Genomic DNA, 21,733 nt, shown 5'->3' with positions numbered 1-21,733 from the left:
CCGGGGTGGTTGGTGGGTCAGGGGTGTTCGACGAGGGGGCGGAGGGCGCCGGTGGGGCGGGGGCGTTCGGCTTCGCGGGGGTGGAGGCCGAAGGTGGTGAAGGCGGTGCGGTCGGGGAGGGGGTAGGGGTCGGTGCCGGTGAGGGTGTTGAGGATGCGGGCGCTGCGCCAGGCGGCGAGGCCGAGGTCGGGGGCGCCGACGCCGTGGGTGTGGCGTTCGCCGTTTTGGACGAAGACGGTGCCGGTGACGGTGGGGTCGAGGATCATGCGGTGTTTGTCGTCGATGCGGGGGCGGCCGGAGCTGTCTTTGCGGAGGTAGGGGTCGAGTCCGGCGAGGAGGCGGCCGAGGGGGCGTTCCTGGTAGCCGGTGGCGAGGACGACGGCGTCGGTGGTGAGGCGGGAGCGGGTGCCTTGGTCGGCGTGTTCGAGGTGGAGTTCGATCTTGGTGGTGGCGACGCGGCCGGCGGTGCGGACGGTGACGCCGGGGGTGAGGACGGTGTCGGGCCAGCCGCCGTCGAGGGTGCGGCGGTAGAGCTCGTCGTGGATGGCGGTGATGGTGTCGGTGTCGATGCCCTTGTGGAGTTGCCATTGGGCGGGGACGAGGCGGTCGCGGACGTGTTCGGGGAGGGCGTGGAAGTAGCGGGTGTAGTCGGGGGTGAAGTGTTCGAGGCCGAGTTTGGAGTACTCCATGGGGGCGAAGGAGGGGGTGCGGGCGAGCCAGGCGAGGCGTTCGGTGCCGGTGGGGCGGGCGCGGAGGAGGTCGAGGAAGACTTCGGCGCCGGATTGGCCGCTGCCGATGACGGTGACGTGTTCGGCGGCGAGGATGCGGGCGCGGTGGTCGAGGTAGTCGGCGGAGTGGATGACGGGGACGGTGGGGGCGTCGGTGAGGGGGCGGAGGGGTTCGGGGATGTGGGGGGCGGTGCCGATGCCGAGGACGAGGTTGCGGGTGTGGGTGCGGCCGAGGGCTTCGGCTTCGCCGTCTTGGTCGAGTTGGGTGAAGTCGACTTCGAAGAGGGCGCGTTCGGGGTTCCAGCGGACGGCGTCGACTTGGTGGCCGAAGTGGAGGTTGGGGAGTTGGTCGGCGACCCAGCGGCAGTAGGCGTCGTATTCGGCGCGTTGGATGTGGAAGCGCTCGGCGAAGTAGAAGGGGAAGAGTCGGTCGCGGGTGCGGAGCCAGTTGAGGAAGGTCCAGGGGCTGGTGGGGTCGGCGAGGGTGACGAGGTCGGCGAGGAAGGGGACTTGGAGGGTGGCGCCGTCGAGGAGGAGGCCGGGGTGCCAGCGGAAGTCGTGGCGTTGGTCGTAGAAGGCGGTGGTGAGGGGGCGGGTGGTGGGTGGGGTGCGGCGGTCGGTGAGTCCGTGGGTGAGGGCGGCGAGTGAGAGGTTGGCGGGGCCGATGCCGATGCCGACGAGGTCGTGGGGGGCGTCGAGTGGTGCGGTCATCGTGGGCTGTTGCCTTCCAGGAGGGTCACCAGGGCGGTGAGGTCGCCGTGGGTGGTGTGGGGGTTGAGCAGGGTGGCCTTGAGCCAGAGGCGGCCGTCGGCGTGGGCGCGGCCGAGGACGGCGTGGCCTTGGTGGAGGAGGGTGCGGCGGAGTTGGGCGAGTTGGGTGTCGGTGGTGTGGTGGGGGCGGAAGAGGAGGGTGGTGAGGGTGGGGGGTGAGTGGAGTTCGAGGTGGGGGCTGTGGTGGATGAGGTGGGCGAGGTGGTGGGTGAGGTCGAGGGTGGTGTCGATGAGGTGGGCGAGGCCGTCGCGGCCGAGGGCGCGGAGGGTGGTGGCGATTTTGAGGGCGTCGGGGCGGCGGGTGGTGCGGAGGCTGCGGCCGAGGAGGTCGGGGAGGCCGGCTTCGGTGTCGTCGGGGGGGTTGAGGTAGTCGGCGCGGTGGGTGAGGGGGGTGAGGCGGGTGTGGTCGGGGGTGGTGAGGAGGCCGGCGGCGACGGGTTGCCAGCCGAGTTTGTGGAGGTCGACGGTGAGGGTGTGGGCGTGGTGGAGGCCGTCGAGGAGGTGTCGGTGGGTGGGGCTGAAGGTGAGGGTGCCGCCGTAGGCGGCGTCGATGTGGAGGTCGGCGCCGTGGTGGCGGCAGAGGTCGGCGATGGGGTGGAGGGGGTCGATTTGTCCGGTGTCGGTGGTGCCGGCGGTGGCGGTGACGAGGGTGGGGCCGGTGGTGTGGGTGAGGGCGTTGTGGAGGGTGTGGGGGTCGATGACGCCGGTGGGGGTGGGGAGGGTGTGGGGTGGGGTGAGGCCGAGTTGCCAGGCGGCGCGGGGGATGGAGTGGTGGGCGTTGGCGCCGGTGATGACGGTGAGGTGGGGGCCGTGGTGTTCGCGGGCGAGGAGGAGGGCGAGGTGGTTGGCTTCGGTGCCGCCGGTGGTGAGGAGGGCGTCGGGGTGGGGGGCGTGGGGGTGGAAGTGGTGGGCGAGGAGGCGGGTGAGGGTGGTTTCGATCTCGGTGGCGGCGGGGGCCTGGTCCCAGGAGTCGAGTGAGGGGTTGAGGGCGCTCGCGGCGAGGTCGGCGGCGACGGCGAGGGCGAGTGGGGGGCCGTGGAGGTGGCCGGCGCAGTGGGGGTGGGCGGGGTCGGCGGAGCCGGCGGCGAGGGCGTGGACGAGGGTGCGGAGGGCCTCGTGGGGGCCGGTGCCGTGGTCGGGGAGGAGTCCGCCGAGGGGTTCGAGGGCGTCGTGGACGGTGCGGGCGACGGTGGTGGGGCCGCCGGCGGGGAGGGGGCCGGGGCGTGCGTCGGTGCCGGTGCGCAGGGCGTCGAGGACGGTGTCGAGGAGGGGGCGGAGGGCCTGGGGTCCGTGGGGGCCGCCGGCGAGGGGGGGTGCGGGCGTGCTGCCGGGCGGGCGGGTCATGCGGTTCTCCACGGGCGCGTTCGGGTCGGGCGGGTGCCCGGGCCGGCCGCGTTGGGCGGTGGTGTGCGGCCGGGTGGGGCGCGCGGTGGCCGCCCGGTGCGGCACCGGTCCGGGCACGCACGCGGGGTGCGTGTCCCGGTCCGGTGGGTCGGCCCGGGCGGTGTGGTGCCGGGCGTCGCGCGCCGGGTGTCCTTCGTGGGGACGGGGGCAGGCACCCTGCCCGTACAACGATCAGACCCGTTTGGGGTAACCGTCGGGGCGGGGTGCGGGGGCGATTTTCGGCCGTGGGTGGGGTGGGTCAGGTGGTGTGGGCGGTGCGGACGCGGAGGGCGCGGTCGAGGTCGTCGACTTGGTTGGCGAGGGTGCGGCGCAGGGCGGGGGTGAGGTCGGGGTTGTCGAGTGCGGTGCGGCCTGCCTGGAGGTTTTCGGGGGTGACGGTGGTGGTGGGGAAGGCGAATCGGCCGGCGGCGAGGGCGATGGCGGGGCCTCGGCGGTCGGCGAGGGCGGCGGCGTCGGGGTGGTAGTGGGCGAGCCAGGGGGTGGTGAGTTCGGCCTGTTCGGGTTGCCAGAATCCGTCGGCGACGGCGGTGAAGAGGTTGTTGGAGAGGGTGTCGTCGTGGAAGAGGAGGTTCCAGGCGGTGGTCTTGGCCTGGGGGTCGGGGAGGGCGGCGCGGCAGCGGGCGGCGCCTTCGGCTCCGGTGGAGCTGGGGTCGGCGGCCTGGGCGGCGGCGATCTCGGGTTCGGCGATGGCGCCGAGGACGGCGAGGCGGGTGAGGATGCGCCAGCGGAGTTCGGGGTCGAGTTCGGGTCCGCCGGGGACGGTGTCCTCGGCGAGCCAGTCGGCGATGACCTCGGGGTGGCTCGCGCTGTCGATGAAGGTGCGGACGGCGGCGAGGCGCAGGCCGGGGTCGGTGCCGTCCTCGGTGCGTCGGATGAGGGCGCGGGTGAGGGAGGTGAGGAGGGTGAGGGCGGTGGGGCGTTGGTCGGGGGTGAGGTAGTGGTCGGTGATCTGTCGGCGGGCGTGGGTGAGGACGCCTTGGACGATGGCGAGGTCGGTTTCGTGGGGGAGGTGGGTGTGGGCGGCGTCGAGGTAGCGCTGGGGGTGGAGGAGTCCGTCGCGGACCTGGTCGCGCAGGGAGTTCCAGATGACGGCGCGGGAGAGGGGGTCGGGGACGTGGGTGAGGTCGGTGAGGACGGTGTGGAGGGAGGTGTCGTCGAAGCGGACGCGGGCGTAGCCGAGGTCGCCGTCGTTGAGGAGGACGAGGGCGGGTCGGGGGCCGGTGCCGGAGAGGACCTCGTCGGTGGGGAGGTCGAGGGTGAGGAGGTCGCGGCGTTCGAGGTGTCCGTCGGGGGTGCGGTCGTGGAGGCCGACGCCGATGTGGTGGGGGCGGGTGCCGTCGCGGGTGACGGTGAGGGTCCAGCCGGTGTCGTCGTCGGTGAGGTGGGGGGTGAGGACGTCGACGCCGGTGGTGCGCAGCCAGGTGCGGGCCCAGGTGTGGACGTCGCGGTCGGTGTGGGCGGCGAGGGAGGTGAGGAAGTCGTCGAGGGAGGCGTTGGCGAATTTGTGGCGGGTGATGTGGGTGTTGACGCCGGCGAGGAACTCCTTCTCGCCGATCCAGGCGACGAGTTGGCGCAGGGCGGAGGCGCCCTTGCTGTAGGAGATGCCGTCGAAGTTGAGGAGGGCGGAGGCGGTGTCGGGGACGTCCTGGGGGTCGGGGGCGACGGGGTGGGTGGTGGGGCGTTGGTCGGCTTCGTAGCCCCAGGCTTTGCGGGTGACGCCGAATTCGGTCCAGGTGTCGGTGTGGCGGGTGGCTTCGACGAGGGTTTGGTAGCCCATGTACTCGGCGAAGGACTCGTTGAGCCAGATGTCGTCCCACCAGCGGAGGGTGACGAGGTCGCCGAACCACATGTGGGCCATTTCGTGGGCGATGACCATGGCGCGGGTCTGGCGTTCGGTGTCGGTGACGGCGGAGCGGTAGACGAATTCGTCGCGGAAGGTGACGAGGCCGGGGTTCTCCATGGCGCCGGCGTTGAATTCGGGGACGAATGCCTGGTCGTAGGAGTCGAAGGGGTAGGGCTCGGCGAATTTCTCGTGGTAGCGGTCGTAGCAGGCGGTGGTGAGGGCGAGGATCTCGTCGGCGTCGGTGTCGAGGTGGGGGGCGAGGCTGCGGCGGCAGTGGATGCCGAAGGGGAGGCCGGCGTGTTCGGTGCGGACGCTGTGCCAGGGGCCGGCGGCGACGGCGGCGAGGTAGGTGGAGATGGCGGGGGTGGGGGCGGTGGTCCAGATGCCGGCGGTGGTGGTGCCGTCGGTGGCGGTGTGGTCGCCGGTGCGGGTGGCGAGGCCGTTGGCGAGGACGGTCCAGTGGTCGGGGGCGGTGACGGTGAAGGTGAAGCTCGCCTTCAGGTCGGGCTGGTCGAAGGCCGCGAAGACGCGTTGGACGTCGTCGAGGAAGAGCTGGCTGTACACGTAGCTCTCGCCGTCGGCGGGGTCGGTGAAGCGGTGCAGTCCCTCGCCGGTGTGGCTGTAGCGCATGCGGGCCTCGACGCGGAGGGTGTGTTCGCCGGGGGTGAGGGCGAGCGGGATCCGGTCGTCGGTGTGGGCGGCGGGGTCGAGGGGCCGGCCGTCGAGGGTGACGGAGCGCAGGTCGTCCGGTTTGAGCTCCACGAAGGTGTCGCCGGCGGTGCGGGCGGCGAAGGTGATCTCGGTGGTGGAGTCGAAGGTGTCGGGCCCGGTGGTGAGGTCCAGGGCGACGGTGTACTGCCGGACGTCGAGGAGTGCGGCTCGGGTCTGCGCTTCGTTGCGCGTCAGTGCGGACATGGGTTCATGCTGCCGCACGGGGTGGGGTGCGCCCCAGGGGTGTTCCCCGGGGCGGGGGCCGGGGCCCCGGGGGTCAGGCGTCTTCGCCGGCGGCGATGGTCTCGTGGTGGCGGATGACCTCGGCGATGATGAAGTTCAGGAGTTTCTCGGCGAACGCGGGGTCGAGTTTCGCGGATTCGGCGAGGGTGCGCAGGCGGGCGATCTGGCGGGCTTCGCGGGCCGGGTCGGCGGGCGGGAGATCGTGGCGGGCCTTGAGGTGGCCGACCTGCTGGGTGCATTTGAAGCGTTCGGCGAGCATGTGCACGACGGCCGCGTCGATGTTGTCGATGCTGTCGCGCAGGCGGTCGAGTTCGGCGCGGACTTCGTCGGTGTCGCTGGTGTTCATGGTGTGCGAGCTTACGGGGCGGGTGGGGTGGGGGTGGGGCCGGTATCGGGGTGTGAGACGGGTGTCTCGCGGCGGGGTGGGTCGAGGGGGAGGTGGGCGGTGACCTGCCAGCCGCCTTCGGGGGCGGGGCCGGCGGTGAGGGTGCCGCCCATGGCCTCGGCGCGTTCGGTCATGCCGATGAGGCCGTAGCCGCCGCCGCGGGCGCTGTCGGAGAGGGCGGCGGGGTGTCGGCCGTCGTCGGCGACGCGGAGTTCGAGGCCGGCGGGGGTGGTGCGCAGGCCGACGCGGACGGCGGTGGCGTCGGCGGCGTGTTTGGTGATGTTGGTGAGGGCTTCGAGGACGATGCGGTGGGCGGTGGCGGCGATGTCGCCGGGGAGGGTGCGGTCGAGGCCGTCTTCGATGTAGAGGGCGACGGGGGGTCCGCCGGTGGTGGTGAAACGGTCGGTGAGGGTGTGGATCTCGGCGAGGCCGGCGACGGGGGCGGTGCCGGTCTCGGCGGGGTGGTCCTCGCGCAGGACCTTGACGAGGCGGCGCATGGAGCGGAGGGCTTCGTCGCCGGCGGTCTCGATGCGGGCGAGGATCTCGGCGGCGCGGGTGGCGTCGACGCCGGTGAAGCGGGCGGCGCGGGCCTCGACGACGATGCCGGTGACGTGGTGGGCGACGAGGTCGTGGAGTTCGCGGGCGAGTTCGAGGCGTTCGGCGGTGCGGGCGGCGTGGACCTCGCGTCGGCGTTGGACGCTCTGGAGTCGCAGGAGGAGGGAGTAGGCGGCGACGACGACGGCGAGGACGGAGAAGAGGAGGGTGAAGCGGCCGGGGTCGGCGTCGCGGACGGGTACGGCCATGCAGCCCAGGGCGAGGGCGGGGCCGAGGGTGGCGGCGACGCGGGCGGGGGCGCGGAGCAGGACCTGGCTGAGGAGGATGAGGAGGGCGATGGCCTCGCCGCCGCCCCAGACCTTCAGGGGGTGGCGGCCGAAGAGGAGGAGGCCGGTGGCGGTCCAGGTGGCGAGGGCGGCGAGGCGGGCGCGGGCGAGGAGGGGGATTCGGGGCCAGGGGGCGGCACAGAGGCAGACGACGATGCCGGAGGTCCACACGACGGCGTGGGGGTAGGTGGGCTGTCGGGCCAGGGTGACGCCCTCGGTGGTGACGAGGCCGAGGAGGAGGACGGTGAGGGCGAGGCGGGCCCGGTCGGCGGCGCGGGGGTGGCGGCGGACCCAGCCGGCGAGGGGGCTCACGGGGGCGGGCGGGGTCAGCGTCCGGCGGGCCGGGTGCCCGTGCCGTCGGGGTCGGCGGGGGTTGCGGTGGGGATGGCGAGGCCGCTTTCCCAGGCCCAGGCGGCGATCTCGACGCGGTTGCGGGCGTCGAGTTTGGTCTGGACGTTGGCGAGGTGGGTTTTGACGGTGGAGAGGGAGACGTAGAGCTCGGCGGCGATCTCGGCGTTGGTGAGGCCGCGGGCGAGGCACTGGACGACTTCGCGTTCGCGTTCGGTGAGGGGTTCGGAGGGGCGGCGGGCGGCCGCGGCGGGGGTGCGGGGGGCCATCTCGCGCAGGAGGCGGACGGTGATGGCGGGGGAGACGAGGGAGTCGCCGACGGCGGCGGCGCGGACGGCCTCGACGAGCATGGCGGGGCTGGAGTCCTTGAGGAGGAAGCCGGAGGCGCCGCCGTGGAGCGCGGAGTGCACGTATTCGTCGAGGTCGAAGGTGGTGACGATGACGATGCGGGGGGAGGTGCGGCCGGCGAGGCGGCGGGTGACCTCCAGGCCGTCGAGTTTCGGCATGCGGATGTCGAGGAGGAGGACGTCGGGGTGGAGGCGTTCGACGGCGTCGAGGGCGGCCTCGCCGTCGACGACGTCGGCGAGGACCTCGATGTCGGATTGGCTCTCCAGGATCATCCGGAAGCCGGTCCGGACCATCTCCTGGTCGTCCGCGATGACCACGCTGATCGTCATGCGCTGTCCTGCCCCACTCGTCCGTAGTCCGTGCCGCTGTCGACGGGCCTTCCTCCCATCGGACCGGTGGCCGCGAGTGCCCGCAACCGGACGGGCGGGTGACGAAGGGGTCGCGGGGTCGGGCCCCCTCGTGCGCCGTGGGGGGTCCGGCCCCGCGAGGCCCCGACCCACGCTACGGGGCGGAAACGGGTGTCGCCTCCGTCGTCCGGCCGGTTTCGGATCGGCCGGACGGCGGAGGCGGGGGTGGTGCGGGGTCGTGCGGTGGGTGCGGTGGGTGGGGCCGGTGGGGTCAGAGGCCGGCGGCGGCGGTGCGGATGGCGGAGGCGAAGGTGGAGACCTCGGTGTAGACGCCGGGGTAGTTCGGGCGGGCACAGCCCTGGCCCCAGCTCACGATGCCGACCTGGATCCAGGCGCCGGCGTCGTCGCGGCGGAACATGGGGCCGCCGGAGTCGCCCTGGCAGGTGTCGACGCCGCCGACGCCGAGCCGGCCGGCGCAGATCTCCTCGGCGGGCACGAGGTCGGTGCCGTAGGCGTTCTTGCAGGCCGCGTCGGTGACGAAGGGGACGGTGGCCTTGAGGAGGTAGCGCTGCTGGGCCCCGCCCTCGGTGGCCGCGCCCCAGCCGGCGACGGTGAAGTCGCCGGTGTTGTAGCGGGTGGTGTCGGCGATCTTGAGGGTGGGGAGGTTGATGGGTTGCGCGAGCTTGATCAGGGCCCAGTCCTTGCCCTGGCCGTTGTAGCCGGGGGCCTGGAGGACCTTGGTGGACTTGACCTTGATCGCGCTGCCGCTCTGGAGGTCGACGACGCCGGCGGTGGCGGTGATGGAGGTGTTGTTGCCGGAGCCGCTGACGCAGTGGGCGGCGGTGAGGACGATCTGCTGGGTGTAGAGGGCGCCGCCGCAGCCCATGGAGAGGCGGACCATCCAGGGGAACTCGCCTTGGGCGGCGCGGGTGCCGCCCACGACGGGGGCGGTGCCGGCGCTGGCGGCGGCGGGTTGGAGGCTGAGGGCGGCGAGGGTGACGGCGCCGGCGGCGAGGAGTCGCTTGAGGGCGCGCGGAAGGGTGAGGTTCACGGGTGGGCACTGCCTTTCGTGGGGGTGGGGCAACGCGTTCGTGACGCGTACATGTCACCCGAACGAACGGTCGCCCGCAAGGCCCCGTTTTCGGCCGGCCCCCTTCGGCCGCCCCTCCCCCGCCCCGCGCGAACGCGGGCCACGGATCGCGGAGCGCCGACTACAGGCCCCCGCCGCAGCCGCCCCCGCCACAACCGCCACCACACCCGGAGCCCAGTCCGGCCCCGCCGTCACCGCCCGACCAGCCGCCCCCGCCGCCCGAGGAGCCGTCCACGAGCACCGCGATCAGCCCGACGGCGGCCACCAGCACCGTCGGCAGGATCCCGAGCCACGGCAGCCCGTCACCCCACCACGCGCGCTGCGCGGCGAGGTCCGGATCCCACGCGAGCAGCGCGACCGCCCCCCACGCTCCGAGCACCACGAGCCCGCCGATCACGCCCCACACGACCCGAGCCATCACCCACACCCCCCGCATCCACCACAGCCGCCGCCGCAACCGCCGCCGCAGCCGCCGCTCGAACCGCTCCCGGAACCCCCGGAGCTGCCGTCACCGGAACCCCTGGTGTGACCCGAGGAGCCCGAACCGAAGACCGCGAAGAGCAACCCCGCGAGCAACCACACGCCGACGACCCCGGCGATGACGATCAAGACGACCGTTCCCCCGTCCATGCCGAGGGTGTGCCCGCCCCACAAGGTCGACACACCGCGTGGGACGGGCTTCCGGCGGGGCGGTCAGTCCCCGGGGGCGGGTTCCGCGGCCATCGCGTTCGCCGCTGCCCATGCGAAGGCCATCGCGGGGCCGATCGTCGCGCCCGGGCCCGGGTAGGTCTCCCCCATGACCGCCGCCGAGCAGTTGCCCGCCGCGTACAGCCCGGCGATCGCCGTCCCGTCCTCGCGCAGCACCCGCGCGTCCCCGTCCGTGACCAGCCCGCCCTTCGTGCCGATGTCCCCCGGGTGCACCGGCACCGCCCAGAACGGGCCCTTCTCCAACGGCGCCAGGTTCGGGTTGGGCAGCGTCGGGTCCCCGTAGTAGCGGTCGTAGACGGAGTTCCCGCGCCCGAAGTCCGCGTCCACCCCGTCCGCCGCGAACCCGTTGAACCGGCGCACCGTCGCCTCCAGCCCCGGCGCGCCGATCTCCGCCGCCAGCTCCGCGACGCTCGCGCCCCGGCGCACGAAACCGCCGCTCACCCACTCCTTCGGGAAGGGCTGCCCGGGGAACAGCCCCGCGAACAGGTAGCGGGCCTTGGACCGCGCGTCGAGGATCAGCCAGGAGGGCACGGTCGTGGCCTCCGGCCGGTCCGCCGCGTACATGGCGTCCACGAACGCGTGGTACGGGGCCGCCTCGTTGGCGTACCGCTCCCCCGCCGCGTTCACGATCACCATCCCCGGGATGCCCCGGTCGGCGACCAGGAAGAACGGCCGCCCGCCCGGCGGACACACCGAGGGCGCGCCCCACACCCGGTCCAGCAGGTCCGTCGCCGCCCCCAGTTCCTCCCCCAGCCGCAGCGCGTCCCCGGTCTGGCCGGGCGAGGCATGGGTCCACGCGGTGGAGGTGGGGTGCGGCAGGTGCTTGGCGCGCAGCTCCGCGTCGTGCGAGAAACCGCCCGAGGCGAGGACGACGCCGCGCCGCGCGGTCACCGTCACCGGCCGGCCGGCGCGCTCCACCCGCACCCCCGTCACCCGGCCCGTCGCCGGGTCCGTGACCAGGCCGGTCAGCGGCGTCGACAGCCACAGCTCCCCGCCCAGCCGGTGCAGCGAGAGCCGCATCCGGGCCACCAGCGCCTCCCCCAGGGACAGCAACCGGCGCCCGGTGAGCAGGGCACCGACCGCGCGGGCCCCGACCTTCACGGAGGTCCGCTTGCCGGCCCAGGTGCGGGCCACCATGTTCAGGAAGCGGAAGTCGTGGGAGGTCATGGTCAGCCCGTACGTGGGCAGTCCGGCGCGGCGCAGGTCGCGGGCGAGCGGGCCGAGCCGGCGCAGGTCCACGATCTCCGGCTCGATCGAGCGGCCCTGGGCCATGCCGCCCGGCTCCTCCGGGAAGTAGTCGGAGTAGCCGGGGGTGTACACGAAGCGGACGTCGGTGCGCTCGTGGAACTCGGCGACCATGCGCGGCCCGTGCTCCAGGTACGCCTCGCGGCGGGCCGCCGGCACCCGGTCGCCGACGGTCGCGTCGAGGTAGGCGCGGGCCTTGTCGCGGGTGTCGGCGAGACCGGCGCGATCCAGGTGCGCGTTGCCGGGCACCCAGATCGCGCCGCCGGACAGGGCGGTGGACCCGCCGTACTTGTCGGTCTTCTCCACCACGAGCGCGGTCAGGCCGCGCAGCCGGGCCGTGATCGCGGCGGCCAGGCCGGCGGCGCCGGAGCCGACCACGACCACGTCGTACACGGCGTCGGGGGTGCGGGTGGGATCGGTCATCCGAAGGCTCCGGTGGCGTAGTCGCTGCGGAAGTAGAGCAGGGGCGCGCCGTCCGGTCGGGAGTCCAGGGCCAGCACGCGGGCGGTCACCAGGTGGTGGTCGCCCGCGTCGTGGACGGTCTCGACGGCGCAGTCCGCGGTGGCGAGGGCGCCGGGGATCCGGACCGCGCCGTGCGGAGTGGTCTCCCACGGGATGTCCGTGAACTTCTCCGGTCCCGGGCGGCCCAGGGCGCGGCAGACCTCCCGTTGGTCCTCGGCCAGGACGCTGACGCCGAAGCGGCCGGCGGCCTCGACCCGGGGCCAGCTGGTGGAGGACTTGGCGACGCAGAGCAGCACCAGGGGCGGGTCGAGGGAGAGGGAGGCGAAGGACTGGCAGGCCAGGCCGACCGGCCGGCCCTCGGGGTCGAGGGCGGCGACGGCGGTGATCCCGGAGGCGAAGGTGCCGAGGACCGCGCGGAACGCGGCGGGGTCCACGGGCCGGGGCGGTGGTGCGGGGGTCAGCCGTTCCACTGGTGGCCCCAGAAGCTGTCGGCGGTGATCTCCTTCGCGGTCCAGGTGGCGGGGTCGACGAGGAGGCCGTCCCAGCCGTATTCGACCTGGAAGCCGCCGGGGGCCTGGGCGTAGAAGGAGACCATGTGGTCGTTGGAGTGGCGGCCGAGGGTGGAGGCGATGGGGACGCCGGCGGCGGTGGTGCGGTCGAGGCAGTGGCCGACGTCGTCGAGGCGGGCGACCTCGACCATGAAGTGGACGATGCCGGGGGGCAGGGCGCCGGGGTAGAGGCCGAGGCTGTGGTGGCGGCGGTTGGGGCTGAGGAAGTGCATCCAGTGGAAGTCCTTGCCGGGGGCGCCGGTGGGGACGGCGACGGGCGGGAGCCTCATGGAGTCGCGGAGTTGGAAGCCGAGGAGGTTCTCGTAGAAGTCGAGGGTGGCCTCGGTGTCGGGGGCGGGCAGGACCACGTGGCCCAGGCCGAGGCCCTCGCCGTCGGGGGCGGTGGTGACGAAGTGGTTGCCGTAGGGGGCGGCGAGGGGGGTGGGGTCCTGGGCGGGGCCCCAGTAGAGCTCCAGGGGGTTGCCGCTGGGGTCTTCGAGGTGGACGAGGTCGCGGACGCGGCGGTCGGCGAGGGTGGCCTGGTCGGCGGGTTTGACGGGGACGCCGGCGGCCTCCAGTTCGCGGACGGCGGTGGCGAGGGCGGCGGCGTCGGCGAGTTCGAAGCCGGCGGCGGCGAGGCGGTCGGTGTCGCCGGCGAGGAACTGGAAGCGGTGGACGCGGTCGTCGATGCGCACGCCCAGTCGCGTCTCGGTGCTGCCCTGGGCCTCGGTCATGCCGAGGATGTCGAGGAGGTGGGTGCGCCAGGCGGGCAGGTCGGTGGTCTCGATGCGGAGGTATCCGAGGGCGCGGATGTCCATGGTGCTCCTGTTCAGGGGGTGAAGAAGTCGAGGGCGAGGCGGTTGAAGGCGTCGGCGGCCTCGGTCTGGGCCCAGTGGCCGCAGCGGGGGAAGACGTGCAGGCGGGCGTCGGGGATGGCCTTGAGGGCGAGGAAGGCGCCGTCGACGGGGTTGACGCGGTCCTCGCGGCCCCAGGTCAGGAGGGTGGGGTGGGTGATGCGGTGGGCCTCGCGCCAGAGCATGGACTCCTCGGGGAAGGCGGCGAAGGCGGCGCCCATGCGGGCGTTGCCGAGGCGGGCCTCGGGGTCCAGGGCGCGGGCGTGGCGTTCGTCGATCAGTTCCTCGGTGACGAGGGCCGGGTCGTGGACGAGGGTGGTGAGGAAGGCGCGCATCTGCTCGCGGGTGGGTTCGGGGGCGAGGCTGTAGTCGAAGAGGCGGCGGATGCCCTCGGTGGGGTCGGCGTGGAAGAGGTTGAGGGAGATGCCGCCGGGGCCCATGAGGAGGAGTCGGCCGACCCGGTCGGGGTGGTCGAGGGCGATGCGGGTGGCGGTGCCGCCGCCGAGGGAGTTGCCGACGAAGTGGGCGCGGGGGATGTCGAGGGTGTCGAGGAGGTCGACGACGGCGCGGGCCGCGAAGGAGAAGTAGTCGCGGTCGGGGGCGGTCTTGTCGGAGGCCCCGAAGCAGGGTTGGTCGATGAGGAGGGTGCGGAAGTGGGGTGCGAAGGCGGGGAGGTTGCGGCCGAAGTTGGACCAGCCGGAGGCGCCGGGTCCGCCGCCGTGGAGGAGGACGAGGACGGGGGTCTCGGGGTCGGCGGGCGGGCCGTCGGGGCCGGCCTCGTGCCAGCGGAGGGTGAGGGCGCCGGCCTTGCCGGTGCGGCTGGTGTTCTCCTCGTCGTACGCGGGGGAATCGCTCACAGCATGGTGTCCTGGATGTCGAGGCCGAGGGCGCTCTGGCCGTAGAGGACGAGGGCGCGTTCGGGGTCGTTGGCGGCGTGGCCGCGGCCGGTGTGGACGTCGCGCCAGGCGCGTTGGAGGACGCCGGGGCCGGTGCGCATGGCGGAGCCGCCCGCGTTCTCCATGAGGAGGTCGACGGCGGCGACGCAGCGTTCGGTGGCGAGGACCTGGTCGCGGCGGGCGCGGGCGCGCAGGGCCATGGGGAGTTCGGCGCCGGTGGCGGCGAGGGCGTGGAGTTCGTCGACGTTGCGGCGCAGTTGGAGCCAGGAGGCGTCGATGTCGCTCGCGGCGCGGGCGATGCGGACCTGGGCGAAGGGGTCTTCGGCGACCTGTTGGCCGTAGGAGACGCGGAAGCGTTCGCGGGTGGCGTCGACGTGGGCTTCGAGGGCGCCTTCGGCGATGCCGACGATGGGGGCGGAGATGGTGGTGGTGAAGATGGTGGCGTAGGGGAGGCGGTAGAGGGGTTCGGGGTTGAGGGTGTGGCCGGGGACGTCGAGGGCGGTGACGGGGCCGAAGCTGAGGGCGCGGTGGTCGGGGACGAAGACCTGGTCGAGGACGATGTCGTTGGAGCCGGAGCCGCGCAGGCCGACGGTGTCCCAGACGTCGTCGATCCGGTATTCGGTGCGGGGGACGAGGAAGGTGCGCATGTCGACGGGGCGGCCGTCGTCGTCGGTGACGAGGCCGCCGAGGAGGGCCCAGTCGGTGTGGTCGCAGCCGGAGGAGAAGTGCCAGCGGCCGGTGAGGGTGAAGCCGCCGTCGACGGGGGTGACGGTGCCGGTGGGGGCGTAGGAGGAGCAGATGCGGGCGTCCTGGTCGGTGCCCCAGACCTCGTCCTGGGCGCGGGGGTCGTAGAGGGCGACGTGCCAGGGGTGGACGCCGACGACGGAGGCGACCCAGCCGGTGGAGCCGCAGGCGCGGGCGATGGTCTTGACGGCTTCGTGGAAGAGGCCGGGGTGGGTGGCGTGGCCGCCGTGGGCTCGGGGTTGGAGGAGGCGGAAGAAGCCGGTGTCGGCGAGTTCCTTGACGGTGGCCTCGGGGACCTTGCGGGCGTTCTCGGTGTCGGCCGCGCGGGCGCGGAGGGCGGGGGCGAGGTCGCGGACTGCTGCGAGGACGTCTTCGTCGCTCATGGGTGTCCCTTTCTCGGGGTCTTCGCCGACCGGGGCGGTGGTGTGCGGGTGCGGCGGTCGGGGAGCCGGGGAGGTGTGGGGTGCGGTGACGGTACGCCGGGCCCGGTGGGGGGTGGTACGGGTGGCTCCCGCTGAGTGGGAAGGGTGTGGGGCCGGTGGGGCGGTGGACCGGTTTCGGCCATGTTACGAAAAGGTGTATGCCTGATTGAAATACATCGCGCCGGGTGCTTCCCCGCGCGCGGGGGCTCGTGTCAGGGTCGGCGAAACACCTCACATGGGGGGATTCTCATGCTCGACCAGGTCTCCGCCTCCGTTTCCGGGGCGCCGTTGTCGCTGTTGGAGAAGGCGGCTCGGGTGTTGGGGGCGTTCGAGGGGGCCGAGCCCCGGTTGTCGCTGACGGAGGTGGTGCGCCGCTCGGGGATCCCCCGGTCCTCCGCGCACCGGATCCTGGACCAGCTCGTGCAGTTGCGGTGGCTGGATCGGGACGGTCGGGACTACCGGATGGGGCTGGGGATGCTGGAACTGGGCGCGTTGGCCTCCCACCACAACCGGCTGCGGCGGGCCGCGTTGCCGTGGCTGCACGAGTTGCACGAGCAGACCGGGCGGCTGGTGCACCTGTCGGTGCTGGACGGGGCGGACGTGGTCTGTCTGGAACGGATCGGCGGGGCGGACTCCTCGGCCGTGCCCTCGCGGGTGGGCGGCCGGTTGCCGGCGCACTGCACGGCGGTGGGGAAGGCGATCCTGGCGTTCGGGGAGCCGGCGGCCGCGGAGTCGGTCCTGGCACGCGGGCTGCGGCCGCGCACCCCGCGGACGGTGACGCGGGCCTCGGCGCTGCGCGCCGAGTTGGCGGCGGTCCGGGAGCGGGGGGTGGCCTTCGACCGGGAGGAGTGCGTGCGCGGGGTGTGTTGTGTGGCGGCGCCGCTGCGCGGGGCGGGGCGGGCGGTGGCGGCGGTGTCGGTGTCGTGTTCGCGGGGGGAGCGCGGGGAGCGGGAGTTGGCGCGGCTGGCGCCGTTGGTGACGGCGTGCGTGCGCTCGGTGTGGCGGGAGTTGTACGGGGCGGGGCGGGGGGTGCGGGCCGCGCGGGCGGGCTCGCCGCGGGCCGCGTCGGGTCCGGGGCGGGCGGATTCGGGGGCCGGGTCGGGGGCGGTGGGGTCGGTGATCTCGGATCAGGCGATGGACAACATGATGGGCTGGTTGCGGGGCGGGGCCTGGATGTAGGCCCGCGCCGTGGGCGCGGGGCTCAGCCGAGGTCGAGGCGGACGCGGTCGGTGCGGGGCAGGGCCTGGCAGGCGAGGGTGTAGCCCTCGGCGAGGTCGTCGGCGTCGAGGACCTCGTTGCGGATCAGCTCGGTGTCCCCGTCCAGGACCCGCAGGCAGCAGGCCCCGCAGGCGCCTTCGCGGCAGGAGTGGGGGGCGTCGACGCCGGCGGCGAGGAGGGCGTCGAGCAGGGGGGTGGCGCGGGGCCAGGGGACGGTGTGGTGGGCGCCGTCGAGGGTGATCTCGGCGACGGCCGGCGGCTCGGCGGCTCCGTCGACGGCCGAGTCGGCGGGGTCGGTGTCGGCCGGGGGCCGGGGGGTGAACACGTCCTCGGAGAGGGAGAAGTAGCGCTCGCGGTGCACGGCGCGGCCGGGGGTGCCGACGGCCCGCAGGGCCTGTTCGGCGGCGTCCATGAGGGGGGCCGGGCCGCACAGGTAGGCGGGGCGGCCGGCGTAGGGGGCGCACAGGGGGGCCAGGCGGGCGGGTTCGGGCAGGCCCTGGAGGTCCTCCAGCCAGTGCACGACGGTGCAGCGGTCGGGGTGGGCGGTGCTCAGGGCGAGCAGTTCGGCGTGGTGGATGACGGTGTCGGCGGCGCGGTTGAAGTACAGCACGGTGACGCGGGCGGTGCCGGCGGCGAGGACGGAGGCGGCGATGGACAGCACGGGGGTGATGCCGCTGCCGCCCGCGACGAGGAGCAGGTCGGTGTGCAGGTCGGACGGGGTGAAGGTGCCGGCCGGCGGCAGCGCGTCGAGGTGGTCGCCGACGGCGACGGTGTCGTGCAGCCAGCCGGAGCCGGCGCCGCCGGGGACCCGTTTGACGGTGACGGCCGGGGCCTCGCCGGTGTGCGGGGAGGTGGCCAGGGAGTAGCAGCGGGCCCCGCCGGGGGTGCGCAGGGTGAGGAACTGGCCCGGCCGCCAGGTCAGGGGGGCCGCGTCGGGGTCGGCGGGGGCGAGGGTGAGGGTGACGGCGTCGGCGGTCTGGACGGTGCGGTGGGTCACGCGCAGCCGGCGCACGGGCGGCGCGGGCACGACGGGAGCGGGGGTGCCGGGAGTGGGGGTGTCGGGGGCCGGGGCGCTGGGGGCGAGGGTGCGGTCAGGCATGGCCGGCCACCGGGAGTCGGCCGTCGGTGACGGCGCGGTCGACGGCGGCGCGCAGGTCGGCGCAGTCGCGGACGCGGGCGGCGGGGGTGCCGCTCGCGTGGGCGGCGGCGATGCGGGGGCAGACGGCGGCGGCGTCCTCGGTCCACTGGATCTGGAGGTGGACGGGGCTGAAGCGTTCGCACAGGACCTGGGTGCCGCAGCGGGCGCAGCCGACGGGGGCGCCCGCCCGCCCGGGATCGCCGTGGGCGCCTTGGGCTCCGGTGAGGTCCGGGGCTCCGAGGTCCGGGGCCCCGGTCGGGCCCGGGGCCGCCGGGCCGGGGGAGGTCATCGGGGGTTCTCCGGCCCGTCGGCGTGCCGGGCGAGGTTCTCGGCGACCTCGGCCTCCCAGGCGGCGTTGGCGCGGGTGGTGTCGATCTCGAACTCGAAGCGGCGGGTCATCTCGTCCTTGACGTCGGCGACGTCCACGTAGAACTGCTCGTACCAGCGGCGCAGTTGGTAGACGGGCCCGTCCTCCTCGGTGAGCAGCGGGTTGTCGATGCGGGTCTTGTCGCGCCAGATCTCGACGTCCTGCTCGAAGCCGACGGCGAGGCCCTCGGAGGTGAGGCGGGCGGCCTCGGCGGCCTGTTCGTCGGTCATGCCGGGGAGTTTCCTGACGAGGACCCCGTACATGAGGACGAAGCTGTTCTCGTCCACCGGGTAGTGGCAGTTGATCAGCACGGATTCCATCTCCAGGCCGCCGCCGACGTCGCTCCACAGCTTGTCGATCATGTAGGAGGGGCCGAAGTAGGAGGCGTCGGAGCGCAGGCCGCCGCCGGTGGAGAGGGTGCCGAGGTCGACGTCGGGGCGGGGCACGGACTCCATGTACTGGGTGGCGACGTGGTCCTCGAAGACGTTCTTGAAGCGTTTCGGGAAGGCGTAGTGCACGTAGTAGAAGTGCGCCATGTCCACCACGTTGTCGATGATCTCGCGGCAGTTGGAGCCCTCGACGCGCAGCGAGTTCCAGGACCAGGCGCTCCATTCGGGGTCCCCGTACCCCTCGATCAGGGGGATGGTGACCTCTTCGGGCGGCGGGTTGCCCTCGGGGTCGTGCCACACGTACAGCTGCCCGTTGCGTTCCAGGGTGGTCCAGGCGCGGGTGCGGGCGCGCGGGGGGACGCGGCGGGCGTAGGGGACCTCGGCGCAGCGGCCGTCGCCGCGCCAGCGCCAGTCGTGGAAGGGGCAGGCGAGGGTGTCGCCCTTGACGGTGCCGTGGGCGAGGTTGCCGCCCATGTGGGGACAGAAGGCGTTCAGTACGTGCAGGGTGTCGTCGTCGGCGCCGGCGAAGACGACGAGGGTGGTGCCGAACGCGGCGACCTCGTGGGGTTCGCCGTCGCGGAAGTCGGCGGCGAGGCCGAGGCAGTGCCAGCCGCGGGCGAAGCGGGCGGGCGGGGCGGCGGCCTCGATGACGCGGGGGGCGTGGGCGGTCGGGGCGGGGAGGTCGTCGGTCATCGTCGCGCTCCCTTACGGGCGGTCGGCGGAGGCGGTGGCGGTGGCGGGGGCGTTCGTGGCGTTCGTGGCGTGCGTGGCGTGCGTGGCGTGCGTGGCGGCGAGTTCCACGGCGATGTCGATCAGCTGGTCCTCCTGGCCGCCGACGAGGCGGCGTTCGCCGGCGCGCAGCAGGATCTCGGCGCCGCTGACGCCGTAGCGTTCGGCCTGGGTCCAGGCGTGCTTGAGGAAGCTGGAGTAGACGCCGGCGTGGCCCATGAGGAGGGCCATGCGGTCCAGGACGCACTCGTCGTCCATGATCGGGCGGACCACGTCCTCGGCGGCGTCGATGATGCCGAGCACGTCGATGCCGGTGCGCCAGCCCATCTTGTGGGCGACGGCGGCGAACGCCTCGACGGGGGTGTTGCCGGCGCCGGCGCCGAGCCGGCGGGTGGAGCCGTCGATCTGGCGGGCGCCGGCGCGGACGGCGGCGACGGAGTTGCCGACGCCGAGGCCGAGGTTCTCGTGGCCGTGGAAGCCGACCTGGGCGTCGGTGCCGAGTTCGGCGACGAGGGCGGCGACCCGGTCGGTGGTGTCGTCCATGGTGAGGGCGCCGGCGGAGTCGACCACGTACACGCACTGGCAGCCGGCGTCGGCCATGATGCGGGCCTGGCGGGCGAGGCGTTCGGGGGTGGTGGAGTGGGCCATCATCAGGAAGCCGACGGTTTCGAGGCCCAGGTCGCGGGCGAGCCCGAAGTGTTGGGCGGAGATGTCGGCCTCGGTGCAGTGGGTGGCGATCCGGCAGATGGCGCCGCCGTTGTCGCGGGCGGCCCGGATGTCGTCCTTGACGCCGAGGCCGGGGAGCATGAGGAACGCGATCCGGGCCCGGCGGGCGGTGTCGGCGGCGGCCTTGATCAGCTCTTGTTCGGGGGTGGCGGAGAAGCCGTAGGTGAAGGAGGAGCCGCCGAGTCCGTCGCCGTGGGTGACCTCGATGACGGGGACGCCGGCGGTGTCGAGGGCGGCGACCACGGAGGTGACCTGCTCGACGGTGAAGCGGTGGCGTTGGGCGTGGGAGCCGTCGCGCAGGGAGGAGTCGGTGACGCGGATGTCGAGGGTGTCGGAGTAGGGGTCGGTGAGGGGGGCGGGGGTCATCGGAGGTGCTCCTTCGCGATCTCCTCGCCGACCTTGGTGGCGGCGGCGGTCATGATGTCGAGGTTTCCGGCGTAGGGCGGCAGGTAGTCGCCGGCGCCCTCGACCTCCAGGAGGATCCCGACGCGGGCGTGTCCGCCGGTGAGCGGGGAGGGGTCGTCGAACTGGGGCTCGGCGCGCAGCCGGTAGCCGGGCACGTAGCTCGCGACGTCCTCGACGACCTGTTTGATCGAGGCGGCGACGGCCTCGCGGTCGGCGTCCTCGGGGATGGCGCAGAAGACGGTGTCGCGCATCATCACGGGCGGGTCGGCGGGGTTGAGGATGATGACGGCCTTGCCGCGGGCGGCGCCGCCGATCTCCTCGATGCCGCGGGCGGTGGTGCGGGTGAACTCGTCGATGTTGGCGCGGGTGCCGGGGCCGGCGGAGGCGGAGGCCACGGAGGCCACGATCTCGGCGTAGGGCACGGGCACGACGCGGGAGACGGCGTGCACCACGGGGATGGTGGCCTGCCCGCCGCAGGTGATCATGTTGACGTTGGGGGCGTCGAGGTGCGCGGTGAGGTTGGCGGGCGGGACCACGGCCGGGCCGAGGGCGGCCGGGGTGAGGTCGACGGCGCGGATGCCGAGTTCGGCGTAGCGGGGGGCGTTGGCGCGGTGCACGTACGCACTGGTGGCCTCGAAGACCAGGTCGGGGAGTTCGGAGCCGGCGAGGAGGGGTTCGACGCCGTGGTGGCCGGTCTCCAGGCCGGCGCGGCGGGCGTGGGCCAGGCCCTCGCTGGCCTCGTCGACGCCGATCATCCAGCGGGGTTCGACGTGTTCGGAGCGCAGCAGCTTGTACAGCAGGTCGGTGCCGATGTTGCCGGAGCCGACGATGGCGGCGGTGGCCTTGCGGCGGGCTTGGGTCATGGGTGCGGTCCTCGGTCAGCGGCGGAAGGCGAGCGAGACGCCGCCGAGTCCGGTGAACTCGGCGGTGTAGGTGCGGCCGGCGGTCACGTCGACGGCGCGGGTGCAGGAGCCGGGCAGGATCAGGTGGCCCTTGCGCAGGGGGACGCCGAAGCGGGCGACGGTGCGGGCGAGCCAGGCCACGGAGGCGGCGGGGTCGCCGAGGACGGCGTCGGAGCGGCCGGTGGCCAGGCGGGTGCCGGTGTCGTCGGTGAGGACGGCGTCGACGGCGGTGAGGTCGAGCTCGCGGGGGTCGCGGCCGGGGCCGATGACGTAGCCGGCGGAGGAGGCGTTGTCGGCGATGGTGTCGGCGATGGAGATCCGCCAGTCGGCGACGCGGCTGTCGATGAGTTCGAGGGCGGGCACGACCTGTTCGGTGGCGGCGAGCACGTCGGCGACGGTGCAGTCCGCGCCGGGGAGGTCGGCGCCGAGCAGGAAGCCGATCTCGACCTCGACGCGGGGGGCGCAGTAGCGGCCGAGGGACACGGGTCGGTCGGGGGCCAGTGCCATGGTGTCGAGGAGGTGGCCGTAGTCGGGTTCGTCCACTCCCATCATGGCCTGCATGACGGGTGAGGAGAGGCCGACCTTGTGGCCGGTGATCCGGGCGGGCGCCGGGGTGCCGTCGGCTCCGGGTGTGGTGCGGGCGCGGATCAGGCGGAGTTGGATCTCGTAGGCGTCCTCGGTGGTGATGCCGGGGAACAGCTCGGTCAGCGGGGCGATGGGGCGTCGGTCGGTCTCGGCGCGGTGCAGGAGCGCGGCGGCCTGCCCGCGCTGGTGGTCGGAGAGCATCGGCGCGCTCCAGGGTGCGAGGGAACGGGGGTGGTGGGGGGTGGGGTGCGGTGAGGCTATGGGGCGGGTCGCGGGGGCGGGGAGTGCCTTTTCCCG

20 protein-coding genes are annotated in these 21,733 nt (G+C 73.9%); 1 reads left to right on the top strand and 19 read right to left on the bottom strand.

All coding sequences use genetic code 11. The features are described 5' to 3' along the window. Positions 1 to 17: 17 nt before the first annotated feature. The 13 genes from ACN20G_RS20755 to hsaA all read right to left on the bottom strand — a co-directional run bounded on the left by ACN20G_RS20755 (position 18) and on the right by hsaA (position 14,938). Positions 18 to 1,439: a lysine N(6)-hydroxylase/L-ornithine N(5)-oxygenase family protein gene (locus ACN20G_RS20755; protein ID WP_424214300.1), complete on the bottom strand. Its 1,422-nt coding sequence runs from the start codon at positions 1,437 to 1,439 to the stop codon at positions 18 to 20. Next, positions 1,436 to 2,842: a pyridoxal phosphate-dependent decarboxylase family protein gene (locus ACN20G_RS20750; RefSeq protein WP_424215612.1), complete on the bottom strand. Its 1,407-nt coding sequence runs from the start codon at positions 2,840 to 2,842 to the stop codon at positions 1,436 to 1,438. Before ACN20G_RS20750 ends, ACN20G_RS20755 begins: the two co-directional genes overlap by 4 nt. Positions 2,843 to 3,140: 298 nt before the next feature. Next, positions 3,141 to 5,660 (bottom strand): aminopeptidase N, encoded by a 2,520-nt coding sequence (gene pepN / locus ACN20G_RS20745; protein WP_424214299.1) that lies wholly within the window; start codon positions 5,658 to 5,660, stop codon positions 3,141 to 3,143. 73 nt (positions 5,661 to 5,733) lie between these two features. Further along, positions 5,734 to 6,045, bottom strand: a complete 312-nt coding sequence (locus ACN20G_RS20740) for a chorismate mutase (RefSeq protein WP_424214298.1) — start codon at positions 6,043 to 6,045, stop codon at positions 5,734 to 5,736. An 11-nt stretch (positions 6,046 to 6,056) separates the two neighbouring features. Further along, a complete protein-coding gene (locus tag ACN20G_RS20735; RefSeq protein WP_424214297.1) occupies positions 6,057 to 7,277 on the bottom strand; it encodes a sensor histidine kinase in 1,221 nt (406 codons plus the stop codon). A gap of 14 nt (positions 7,278 to 7,291) precedes the next feature. After that, complete coding sequence (locus ACN20G_RS20730; RefSeq protein ID WP_424214296.1) at positions 7,292 to 7,990, bottom strand: response regulator; 699 nt, start codon at positions 7,988 to 7,990, stop codon at positions 7,292 to 7,294. 289 nt (positions 7,991 to 8,279) lie between these two features. Next, positions 8,280 to 9,059: a S1 family peptidase gene (locus ACN20G_RS20725; protein ID WP_424214295.1), complete on the bottom strand. Its 780-nt coding sequence runs from the start codon at positions 9,057 to 9,059 to the stop codon at positions 8,280 to 8,282. A gap of 160 nt (positions 9,060 to 9,219) precedes the next feature. After that, positions 9,220 to 9,516 carry a hypothetical protein gene (locus tag ACN20G_RS20720; RefSeq protein WP_424214294.1) on the bottom strand — a complete coding sequence of 99 codons (297 nt, stop codon included), beginning with the start codon at positions 9,514 to 9,516 and terminating at the stop codon, positions 9,220 to 9,222. Positions 9,517 to 9,791: 275 nt separating this feature from the next. Beyond that, positions 9,792 to 11,474, bottom strand: coding sequence for an FAD-dependent oxidoreductase (locus tag ACN20G_RS20715; RefSeq protein WP_424214293.1), 1,683 nt, complete (start codon positions 11,472 to 11,474; stop codon positions 9,792 to 9,794). Further along, entirely contained in the window at positions 11,471 to 11,983 is a 513-nt protein-coding gene (locus tag ACN20G_RS20710; RefSeq protein WP_424214292.1) for a flavin reductase family protein, read from the bottom strand. The genes ACN20G_RS20715 and ACN20G_RS20710 overlap by 4 nt, the downstream gene beginning before the upstream one ends. After that, a complete protein-coding gene (locus ACN20G_RS20705; protein ID WP_424214291.1) occupies positions 11,971 to 12,879 on the bottom strand; it encodes a VOC family protein in 909 nt (302 codons plus the stop codon). Before ACN20G_RS20705 ends, ACN20G_RS20710 begins: the two co-directional genes overlap by 13 nt. Positions 12,880 to 12,890: 11 nt before the next feature. Beyond that, on the bottom strand, positions 12,891 to 13,772 hold the full coding sequence (hsaD, locus tag ACN20G_RS20700) for a 4,5:9,10-diseco-3-hydroxy-5,9,17-trioxoandrosta-1(10),2-diene-4-oate hydrolase (protein WP_424214290.1): 882 nt from the start codon (positions 13,770 to 13,772) through the stop codon (positions 12,891 to 12,893). Continuing rightward, positions 13,769 to 14,938, bottom strand: coding sequence for a 3-hydroxy-9,10-secoandrosta-1,3,5(10)-triene-9,17-dione monooxygenase oxygenase subunit (hsaA, locus tag ACN20G_RS20695; protein ID WP_424214289.1), 1,170 nt, complete (start codon positions 14,936 to 14,938; stop codon positions 13,769 to 13,771). The genes hsaD and hsaA overlap by 4 nt, the downstream gene beginning before the upstream one ends. A gap of 288 nt (positions 14,939 to 15,226) precedes the next feature. Here hsaA and ACN20G_RS20690 point away from each other — a divergent pair, with 288 nt between their 5' ends. Then, positions 15,227 to 16,156 (top strand): IclR family transcriptional regulator, encoded by a 930-nt coding sequence (locus ACN20G_RS20690; RefSeq protein ID WP_424214288.1) that lies wholly within the window; start codon positions 15,227 to 15,229, stop codon positions 16,154 to 16,156. Positions 16,157 to 16,178: 22 nt separating this feature from the next. On the opposite strand, the gene ACN20G_RS20685 is transcribed toward ACN20G_RS20690, so the two are convergent. From ACN20G_RS20685 to ACN20G_RS20660, 6 genes are read right to left on the bottom strand one after another with little or no spacing between them, the layout of a single operon-like run. After that, positions 16,179 to 17,294, bottom strand: a complete 1,116-nt coding sequence (locus tag ACN20G_RS20685; RefSeq protein WP_424214287.1) for a 2Fe-2S iron-sulfur cluster-binding protein — start codon at positions 17,292 to 17,294, stop codon at positions 16,179 to 16,181. Beyond that, on the bottom strand, positions 17,287 to 17,622 hold the full coding sequence (locus ACN20G_RS20680; protein ID WP_424214286.1) for a hypothetical protein: 336 nt from the start codon (positions 17,620 to 17,622) through the stop codon (positions 17,287 to 17,289). The genes ACN20G_RS20685 and ACN20G_RS20680 overlap by 8 nt, the downstream gene beginning before the upstream one ends. After that, positions 17,619 to 18,782 (bottom strand): Rieske 2Fe-2S domain-containing protein, encoded by a 1,164-nt coding sequence (locus tag ACN20G_RS20675; protein ID WP_424214285.1) that lies wholly within the window; start codon positions 18,780 to 18,782, stop codon positions 17,619 to 17,621. The genes ACN20G_RS20680 and ACN20G_RS20675 overlap by 4 nt, the downstream gene beginning before the upstream one ends. 12 nt (positions 18,783 to 18,794) lie before the next feature. Further along, positions 18,795 to 19,910, bottom strand: coding sequence for a 4-hydroxy-2-oxovalerate aldolase (gene dmpG, locus ACN20G_RS20670; protein ID WP_424214284.1), 1,116 nt, complete (start codon positions 19,908 to 19,910; stop codon positions 18,795 to 18,797). Beyond that, on the bottom strand, positions 19,907 to 20,812 hold the full coding sequence (locus ACN20G_RS20665; protein ID WP_424214283.1) for an acetaldehyde dehydrogenase (acetylating): 906 nt from the start codon (positions 20,810 to 20,812) through the stop codon (positions 19,907 to 19,909). Before ACN20G_RS20665 ends, dmpG begins: the two co-directional genes overlap by 4 nt. A 15-nt stretch (positions 20,813 to 20,827) precedes the next feature. Beyond that, positions 20,828 to 21,637: a 2-keto-4-pentenoate hydratase gene (locus ACN20G_RS20660; protein ID WP_424214282.1), complete on the bottom strand. Its 810-nt coding sequence runs from the start codon at positions 21,635 to 21,637 to the stop codon at positions 20,828 to 20,830. Positions 21,638 to 21,733: the final 96 nt, after the last annotated feature.

It is taken from the genome of Streptomyces dryopteridis (assembly GCF_049606955.1).
Taxonomy (GTDB): domain Bacteria; phylum Actinomycetota; class Actinomycetes; order Streptomycetales; family Streptomycetaceae; genus Streptomyces.
Note: the sequence above shows the minus strand (reverse complement) of the source record. Positions and strands in the feature narration are given on the sequence as shown.

Coding starts and splice junctions, on each gene's coding strand:
- ACN20G_RS20755 (WP_424214300.1), bottom strand. CDS start 1,439: ATGACCGCACCACTCGACGCCCCCCACGACCTCGTCGGCATCGGCATC.
- ACN20G_RS20750 (WP_424215612.1), bottom strand. CDS start 2,842: ATGACCCGCCCGCCCGGCAGCACGCCCGCACCCCCCCTCGCCGGCGGC.
- pepN (WP_424214299.1), bottom strand. CDS start 5,660: ATGTCCGCACTGACGCGCAACGAAGCGCAGACCCGAGCCGCACTCCTC.
- ACN20G_RS20740 (WP_424214298.1), bottom strand. CDS start 6,045: ATGAACACCAGCGACACCGACGAAGTCCGCGCCGAACTCGACCGCCTG.
- ACN20G_RS20730 (WP_424214296.1), bottom strand. CDS start 7,990: ATGACGATCAGCGTGGTCATCGCGGACGACCAGGAGATGGTCCGGACC.
- ACN20G_RS20720 (WP_424214294.1), bottom strand. CDS start 9,516: ATGGCTCGGGTCGTGTGGGGCGTGATCGGCGGGCTCGTGGTGCTCGGA.
- ACN20G_RS20715 (WP_424214293.1), bottom strand. CDS start 11,474: ATGACCGATCCCACCCGCACCCCCGACGCCGTGTACGACGTGGTCGTG.
- ACN20G_RS20705 (WP_424214291.1), bottom strand. CDS start 12,879: ATGGACATCCGCGCCCTCGGATACCTCCGCATCGAGACCACCGACCTG.
- hsaA (WP_424214289.1), bottom strand. CDS start 14,938: ATGAGCGACGAAGACGTCCTCGCAGCAGTCCGCGACCTCGCCCCCGCC.
- ACN20G_RS20690 (WP_424214288.1), top strand. CDS start 15,227: ATGCTCGACCAGGTCTCCGCCTCCGTTTCCGGGGCGCCGTTGTCGCTG.
- ACN20G_RS20685 (WP_424214287.1), bottom strand. CDS start 17,294: ATGCCTGACCGCACCCTCGCCCCCAGCGCCCCGGCCCCCGACACCCCC.
- ACN20G_RS20680 (WP_424214286.1), bottom strand. CDS start 17,622: ATGACCTCCCCCGGCCCGGCGGCCCCGGGCCCGACCGGGGCCCCGGAC.
- ACN20G_RS20675 (WP_424214285.1), bottom strand. CDS start 18,782: ATGACCGACGACCTCCCCGCCCCGACCGCCCACGCCCCCCGCGTCATC.
- dmpG (WP_424214284.1), bottom strand. CDS start 19,910: ATGACCCCCGCCCCCCTCACCGACCCCTACTCCGACACCCTCGACATC.
- ACN20G_RS20665 (WP_424214283.1), bottom strand. CDS start 20,812: ATGACCCAAGCCCGCCGCAAGGCCACCGCCGCCATCGTCGGCTCCGGC.
- ACN20G_RS20660 (WP_424214282.1), bottom strand. CDS start 21,637: ATGCTCTCCGACCACCAGCGCGGGCAGGCCGCCGCGCTCCTGCACCGC.